The organism is Paractinoplanes toevensis (assembly GCF_018332695.1).
Taxonomy (GTDB): domain Bacteria; phylum Actinomycetota; class Actinomycetes; order Mycobacteriales; family Micromonosporaceae; genus Actinoplanes; species Actinoplanes toevensis.
The window spans coordinates 1-6,795 of the sequence record NZ_BOQN01000170.1 but is presented as its reverse complement, the minus strand read 5'-3'; the positions used below and the strand labels follow the sequence as shown (position 1 = coordinate 6,795).

At 69.8% G+C, this 6,795-nt stretch carries 6 protein-coding genes; 2 read left to right on the top strand and 4 right to left on the bottom strand.

All coding sequences use genetic code 11. The features are described 5' to 3' along the window. The 4 genes from Ato02nite_RS48670 to Ato02nite_RS48655 all read right to left on the bottom strand — a co-directional run. Nucleotides 1–641: ABC transporter permease (locus Ato02nite_RS48670; protein WP_246608209.1), on the bottom strand; the 641-nt coding region annotated here is incomplete at its 3' end. Further along, nucleotides 638–1,633 carry a TIGR03842 family LLM class F420-dependent oxidoreductase gene (locus Ato02nite_RS48665; protein ID WP_213013548.1) on the bottom strand — a complete coding sequence of 332 codons (996 nt, stop codon included), beginning with the start codon at nt 1,631–1,633 and terminating at the stop codon, nt 638–640. The genes Ato02nite_RS48670 and Ato02nite_RS48665, both read right to left, overlap by 4 nt. A gap of 1 nt (nt 1,634) precedes the next feature. Further along, nucleotides 1,635–3,035 (bottom strand): dihydropyrimidinase, encoded by a 1,401-nt coding sequence (hydA, locus tag Ato02nite_RS48660; RefSeq protein ID WP_213013547.1) that lies wholly within the window; start codon nt 3,033–3,035, stop codon nt 1,635–1,637. After that, entirely contained in the window at nt 3,032–3,871 is an 840-nt protein-coding gene (locus Ato02nite_RS48655) for a nitrilase-related carbon-nitrogen hydrolase (RefSeq protein ID WP_213013546.1), read from the bottom strand. The genes hydA and Ato02nite_RS48655 overlap by 4 nt, the downstream gene beginning before the upstream one ends. A gap of 213 nt (nt 3,872–4,084) precedes the next feature. Between Ato02nite_RS48655 and Ato02nite_RS48650 the strand changes: the two genes are divergently transcribed. Then, a complete protein-coding gene (locus Ato02nite_RS48650; protein WP_246608208.1) occupies nt 4,085–5,434 on the top strand; it encodes an aminotransferase-like domain-containing protein in 1,350 nt (449 codons plus the stop codon). Between the two features lie 10 nt (nt 5,435–5,444). Next, on the top strand, nt 5,445–6,779 hold the full coding sequence (locus tag Ato02nite_RS48645; RefSeq protein WP_213013544.1) for an aspartate aminotransferase family protein: 1,335 nt from the start codon (nt 5,445–5,447) through the stop codon (nt 6,777–6,779). The last annotated feature ends 16 nt before the right edge of the window (nt 6,780–6,795 follow it).

Sequence of the window (6,795 nt, the reverse complement as noted above, 5' to 3'; positions counted from 1 at the left end):
ACCACCGCACCCACCACGGCGGCCGCGCCGGCCAGCCGCAACGCCGGGAACAGGTAGGGCAACGAGGCCGGCAGCCGGAGCTTGACCAGCGTGCGCCACCACCCGGCGGCGTAGCTGCGCATCAGCTCCACCCCGCTCGCCGTCGGCGACTGCAGGCCGCGCAGCATGCCCACGGCGACCGGGAAGAACGCCAGGTAGGAGGCGATCACCGAGACCGTCGCCCAGGGCGGCATGATGGTGCCGCCCCAGCCGGCCATCAGCGGCGCGATCGCGATGAGCGGCACGGTCTGGCTGAGGATGACGTAGGGGAGCAGGCCGCGCTCGACGATCTTGAACTGCTGCATGAGTACGGCGAGCAGCAGCCCGACCACGGCACCGGCCAGGAAACCGGCCGCGGTGATACCGAACGTGAACACGCACGCGTGCAGCACCACGATCCACACCGGTTGCCCGCCGGTGAGTTCGGGCTTGCCGAGCCGTTCGAACACCGTCCACAGGTGCGGCATGGACAGGTCGTCCGCGCGCGGCAGGATCCGCACCCCGAACAGGACCGTGCCGTCGGGGCTGCCGACGAGTTTGTAGCCCTCCCACAGCGCCGCGAAGATCGCGACGCCGAGGAGGACGTACAGGGTTCGTCTCACGTCAGCGCCGGGATGATCTGCGACCCGTACGCTTCGAGCGTGGCCAGCTTGGCGTCGTGCTGGAGATAGACCGCGAACTGGTCGACGCCCAGAGCTTTCAACTCCTCCAGCCGCTTGAGGTGGCTCTCCACCGGGCCGAGGATGCAGAACCGGTCGACGATCTCGTCGGGCACGAACGTGGTGTGGCTGTTGCCGGCCCGCCCGTGCTCGGCGTAGTCATAGCCCTGCCGCGCCTTGATGTAGTCGGTCAGCGCCTGCGGCACCGCACCGCCCTCGCCGTAACGCGAGACGATGTCGGCGACGTGGTTGCCGACCATCCCACCGAACCACCGGCACTGTTCGCGCTGGTGCTCGAGGTCGTCGCCGACGTAGGCCGGCGCGGCCACGCAGAACTTGATCGCCATCGGGTCCCGGCCGGCCTTCTCGGCGGCGGCGCGGACCGCCCCGATCATCCACGCGGCGATGTCCGGGTCGGCGAGCTGCAGGATGTACCCGTCGCCCACCTCGCCGGTCAGGGCCAGAGCCTTCGGACCGTACGCCGCGACCCAGACCTCCAGGCGCGAGTCGGGGGCCCAGGCGAACTGGAGTTCCTTGCCGCGCAGGGTGACCTTCTCGCCGCTGCCCAGGCCCTTGATCACCTGGACCGCCTCGCGGAGCTGCCCGAGGGTCTGCGGCTGTGCGCCGAGCACCCGCAGCGCCGAGTCACCGCGGCCGATGCCGCAGACGGTCCGGTTGCCGTACATCTCGTTGAGCGTGGCGAACGTCGAGGCGATGACGGTCCAGTCCCGGGTGCCCGGGTTGGTCACCATCGGCCCGACGATGACCCGTTCGGTCTCGTCGAGGATTTTCGAGTAGATGACGAACGGCTCCTGCCACAGCACGTGCGAGTCGAACGTCCACACGTGGCTGAAGCCGGCCGCCTCGGCCTTCTTGGCCAGTTCGACCACGCCCAAGGCGGGCGGGTCGTTCTGCAGAACTACGCCGATGTCCATGTCACACCAGGTAATCGCTGAGCGAGCGGGGAACGTACTTTCCTCGGCCCTTGCGGCCTTTGTATTCGCCACCGCTGGCGATGACCTCGCCGCGGGACAGGACGGTGTCGACCTTGCCGTCGATCTCCCAGCCCTCCCAGGCCGAGTAGTCCATGTTCATGTGATGGGTCTCGACGCTGATCCGGGTGCGGCCGTTCGGGTCGTAGAGCACGATGTCGGCGTCCGAGCCGGGCGCGATGATGCCCTTCTTCGGGTACATGCCGAACATCCGGGCCGGCGTGGTCGCGATCGTCTCGACCCAGCGGGCGAGCGACAGCTTCTTCTCGACGACGCCTTGGTAGAGCAGGTCGACGCGGTGCTCGACGCTGCCGATGCCGTTCGGGATCTTGGAGAAGTCGCCGATGCCCATCTCCTTCTGGTCCTTCATGCAGAAGGGGCAGTGGTCGGTCGAGACCACGGAGAGGTCGTTGGTGCGCAGGCCCTGCCACAGGTCGGCGCGGTGGCTCTCCTTGCCCGAGCGCAGGGGAGTGGAGCAGACCCACTTGGCGCCCTCGAAACCCGGCGCGCCGAGCTGGTCCTCCAGCGTCAGGTACAGGTACTGCGGGCAGGTCTCGGCGAACACGTTGCGGCCCAGGTCGCGGGCGTTGCGCACCTGCTCGAGGGCCTTCGACGCGCTCAGGTGCACGATGTAGAGCGGGCAGTCGGCGGCCACGGCGGCCAGCCAGATCGCCCGGCTGGTGGCTTCCGCCTCCAGCTCCTGCGGCCGGGTGAGGCCGTGGAAGACCGGGTCGGTCTCGCCGCGTTCGAGGGCCTGCTTGACGAGTACGTCGATGGCCGGCCCGTTCTCGGCGTGCATCATGATCATGGCGCCGTTCTCGCGCGCCTTCTGCATCGCCCGCAGGATCTGGCCGTCGTCGGAGTAGAAGACGCCGGGGTACGCCATGAAGAGCTTGAAGCTCGTGATGCCCTCGCTCGCCACGAGCTGGTCCATGGCCTTGAGCGAGTCGTCGTCGACCCCACCGATGATCATGTGGAAGCCGTAGTCGATGTGGCACTGATCGGCCGTCTTGGCGTGCCAGGCGGCCAGCCCGTCCTGCACCACCTCGCCGTACCGCTGGATGGCGAAGTCGATGATCGTGGTGGTGCCGCCGATGGCGGCGGCCCGGGTGCCGGTGTCGAACGTGTCGCTGGCCTCGGTGCCGCCGAACGGCATCTGCATGTGGGTGTGCGCGTCGATCGCGCCCGGGATCACGTATTTTCCGGTCGCGTCGATGATCTCCGGGCCCTCGGGAGCCTGGCCCGGCGCGAAGATCGCCGCGATGGTCTCGCCGTCGACGAGGACGTCGCCGGAGTACGGGCCGCTCGGCCCGACCACCGTTCCGCCCTTGATCAGAATCGTCACAGCTCCACCGTCCGGGTGTAGGCCTCCGGGCGGCGGTCGCGGTAGAACTGCCAGCGCTCGCGGACCGTCTTGATCAGGCCCAGGTCGAGGTCGCGGACGATCAGCTCGGGGTTGTGCGTGTCGCCGACCTCGCCGACGAACTTGCCCTCCGGGTCGACGAAGTAGGACTGCCCGTAGAAGTCATCGTCGCCGAGCTCCTCGATGCCGACCCGGTTGATCGCGCCGATGAAGTACTCGTTGGCCACCGCGCTGGCCGGCTGCTCCAGCTGCCAGAGGTAACTGGACAGACCGCGGCTGGTGGCCGACGGGTTGAAGACGATCTGGGCGCCGCCGAGGCCCAGCTCGCGCCAGCCCTCCGGGAAGTGCCGGTCGTAGCAGATGTAGACGCCGACCTTGCCGACCGCGGTGTCGAAGACCGGGAAGCCGAGGTTGCCCGGGCGGAAGTAGAACTTCTCCCAGAAGCCGTTGACCTGCGGGATGTGGTGCTTGCGGTACTTGCCGAGGTACCTACCGTCGGCGTCGACCACGGCGGCGGTGTTGTAGAGGACGCCCTCCTGCTCCTTCTCGTACATCGGCAGGACCATGACCAGGCCGAGCTCGGCCGCGAGCGCCTGGAAGCGCTCGGTGGTCGGACCGGGAATGGATTCGGCGTACTCGTAATATGCGGCGTCCTGCACCTGGCAGAAGTAGGGGCCGTAGAAGAGTTCCTGGAAGCAGATCACCTTCGCCCCCTGGGCGGCGGCGTCACGGGCGTAATCCTCGTGCGCCTTGATCATCGATTCCTTGTCGCCCGTCCAGGTGGTCTGGACGAGAGCGGCGCGGACGATGTCGGTCATGACTGCCCTCCTTGCTTGATCAGTTGCCGGTCACGGGCACGGTGGAAGCGCCTGTGATCGTCTGTCTACTCCCCGTTATACGGCCTTCGCTAGGTCTTGCTTGACGGGTTCAGATGCCGTAGGACACTAACGACACACATTGAGCCGAACAATTGCCCGTACGTAACGAAATGTTTCAGGAAGGCAAACTTGATCGCGCTTATCACCGGGGCGGTGGATGATCGCAGTGCCCGGGGAATCGCCGCGGCCGTCGGCCGCCTGGTCAGCGCCGGAAGCCTGCCGGCGGGGGCCCGGCTGCCCACCGTCCGCGACGTCGCCCGCGAGCTCGGCGTCAGCCCCACCACGGTCAGCGAGGCCTGGCGCAGCCTGGCCCGGGCCGGCGCCATCCAGACCCGCGGCCGCTCCGGCACGTTCGTGGCCACCCCCGGCGGTCCCCGGCAGGGCTGGCGGTACGCGCAGATGGGCGCGCACGCGGTGGTGTCGCACGACCTGTCCACCGGCGTGCCCGACCACGATCTGCTGCCCGACCTGACCGACGCGCTCAAGCGCCTCGGCGACGGCCGGCTGACCGCCGGCTACCTGGACGCCCCGGTGCTGCCCGACCTGGAGGCGGTGCTGCGCGAGCGCTGGCCGTTCCCGCCCGAGCGGCTCACCGTGGTCGACGGGGCCCTGGACGCGCTCGATCGGGTGATCACCGCAGTGGTCCGCTTCGGCGACCACGTGATCGTGGAAAATCCGGCCTTCCCGCCCCTGCTCGACCTGCTCCAGACGGTCGGTGCCACGGTCATCGGGGTGCCGATGGACGCGCACGGCATGCTTCCCGACCGGCTGCACGGCGTCCTCACCGAACATCCGGCGGTCGCGGTGTTCCTGCAGCCCCGGGCGCACAACCCGACCGGCGCCAGCCTCTCCGCCGACCGGGCGGCCGCGCTCGCCGCCGTCCTCGGCGACTTCCCCGGGGTCACGATCGTCGAGGACGATCACGCCGGCGACATCGCCACCGCGCCCCCGCTCAGCCTCGGCCGGCACCGGCCCGAGCGCACCCTGCACGTCGCCAGCTTCTCCAAGAGCCACGGGCCGGACCTGCGGCTGGCCGCGATCGGCGGGCCCGCCACGGTGGTCTCCGCGGTCGCCGACCGGCGCCACCTCGGACCGGGCTGGTCCAGCCGGCTGCTGCAGGCCGTACTGCTGGATCTGCTCACCGATCCCATCGCCGCCGCGCAGGTCGCCGACGCCCGCGAGGCGTACGCCGCGCGGCGCGCGGCCCTGCTCACCCGCCTGCACGAGCGCGGGGTCACCGCCACCGCCGGCGACGGCATCAACCTGTGGATGGCGGTCGACGACCAGCAGATCGCCCTGGTCTCGCTGGCCGCGCAGGGGATCGCGGTGGCGCCCGGCGCGCCGTTCTGTGTCACCCCGATCGGCGGCGACCACGTCCGTGTCACGGCCGGGCTGGTCGACGGCGACTTCGACGATCTCGCCGACGCGCTCGCGTCGGCGGCCATCCTGGACAGCCGCGGCAGCGGCCCCCGAACCCGCCAGCACCCCCGCGGCTGGCGCTAAGGAGATCTCCATGACAGATGACCTTCTGGCCCGTCACAAAGCCGTGCTGCCGGACTGGATGCCCATCTACTACGGCGACGACGCGATCGAGATCGTCGCCGGCTCGGGAAGGCGAGTCGTCGGCAGCGACGGCCGCACCTATCTGGACTTCTTCGGCGGCGTGCTGACCAACATGATCGGGTACGACGTCGCCGAGATCAACGAGGCGGTGCAGCGGCAGCTCGCCACGGGCGTCGTGCACACCTCCACGCTCTACCTGATCCGGCAGCAGGTCGAGCTGGCCGAGAAGATCGCCCGGCTCTCCGGCATCCCGGACGCCCGGGTCTTCCTCACCAACTCCGGCACCGAGGCCAACGAGACCGCGCTGCTGATGGCCACCAACGCGCGCCGGTCCAACCAGATCCTGGCGATCAAGAACAGCTACCACGGGCGCACCTTCGCGACCATGGCCATCACCGGGCACCGGTCCTGGTCGTCGAGCTCGCTGAGCCCGCTGAGCGTGTCCTGGCTCGCCTCGGCCGACCGGCTGCGCGGGCGGATGGTGGGCCTGTCCGACGGCGATCTGGCCGAGGCCGCCGTCGACGACCTGCGCGAGGTGCTCGCGACCGTGACCGCCGGGGACGTGGCCGCGCTGATCGCCGAGCCGATCCAGGGGGTGGGCGGGTTCGTCGCGGCTCCGGACGGGGTGCTGGGGGCGTACCAGAAGGTCTTGAATGAATCTGGGATCTTGCTCATCGCCGACGAGGTGCAGACCGGCTGGGGCCGCACCGGGTCGCACTTCTGGGGCTACCAGGCCCACGGCGTGACGCCCGACCTGGTCACCTTCGCGAAGGGGATCGGGAACGGGTTCGCGCTCGGCGGCGTGGTCGGGCGGGCGTCGGTGATGAACGCGGTGCCGGCGATCAGCTTCTCGACGTTCGGCGGTAACCCGCTGTCCGCGGCGGCCGGCAACGCGGTGCTCGACTACGTGCTCTCGCACGATCTGCAGGCGAACGCGGCCGAGGTCGGCACGATCGTGCTGGACGGGCTGCGGGCGCTCGACGTGCCGATCGTGGGGGAGGTGCGCGGCCGCGGCCTGATGATCGGCATCGAGTTCGTCCGGCCCGGCACCAGCGAGCCCGATCCGGCCGCGACGGTCCGCGTCTTCGACGAGTGCCGGGCCGGCGGCCTGCTGGTCGGCAAGGGCGGCCTGTACGGCAACGTGATCCGGATCGGCCCGGCCCTGACGCTGACCGCCGACGAGGCCCGCGAGGGCCTCGCGATCCTGGTCGACGCGATCAGCCGAGTCGACGCTGATTCTCCGGCTTCGCTTCGCTACGCGGGCGATCGCCCCTTCGGAGGTTGATGGGGAGGCAGCCGTT

Excerpts from the sequence above, each read along its gene's own strand:
- Ato02nite_RS48665 (WP_213013548.1), bottom strand. The coding sequence starts at position 1,633 with ATGGACATCGGCGTAGTTCTGCAGAACGACCCGCCCGCCTTGGGCGTG.
- Ato02nite_RS48655 (WP_213013546.1), bottom strand. The coding sequence starts at position 3,871 with ATGACCGACATCGTCCGCGCCGCTCTCGTCCAGACCACCTGGACGGGC.
- Ato02nite_RS48645 (WP_213013544.1), top strand. The coding sequence starts at position 5,445 with ATGACAGATGACCTTCTGGCCCGTCACAAAGCCGTGCTGCCGGACTGG.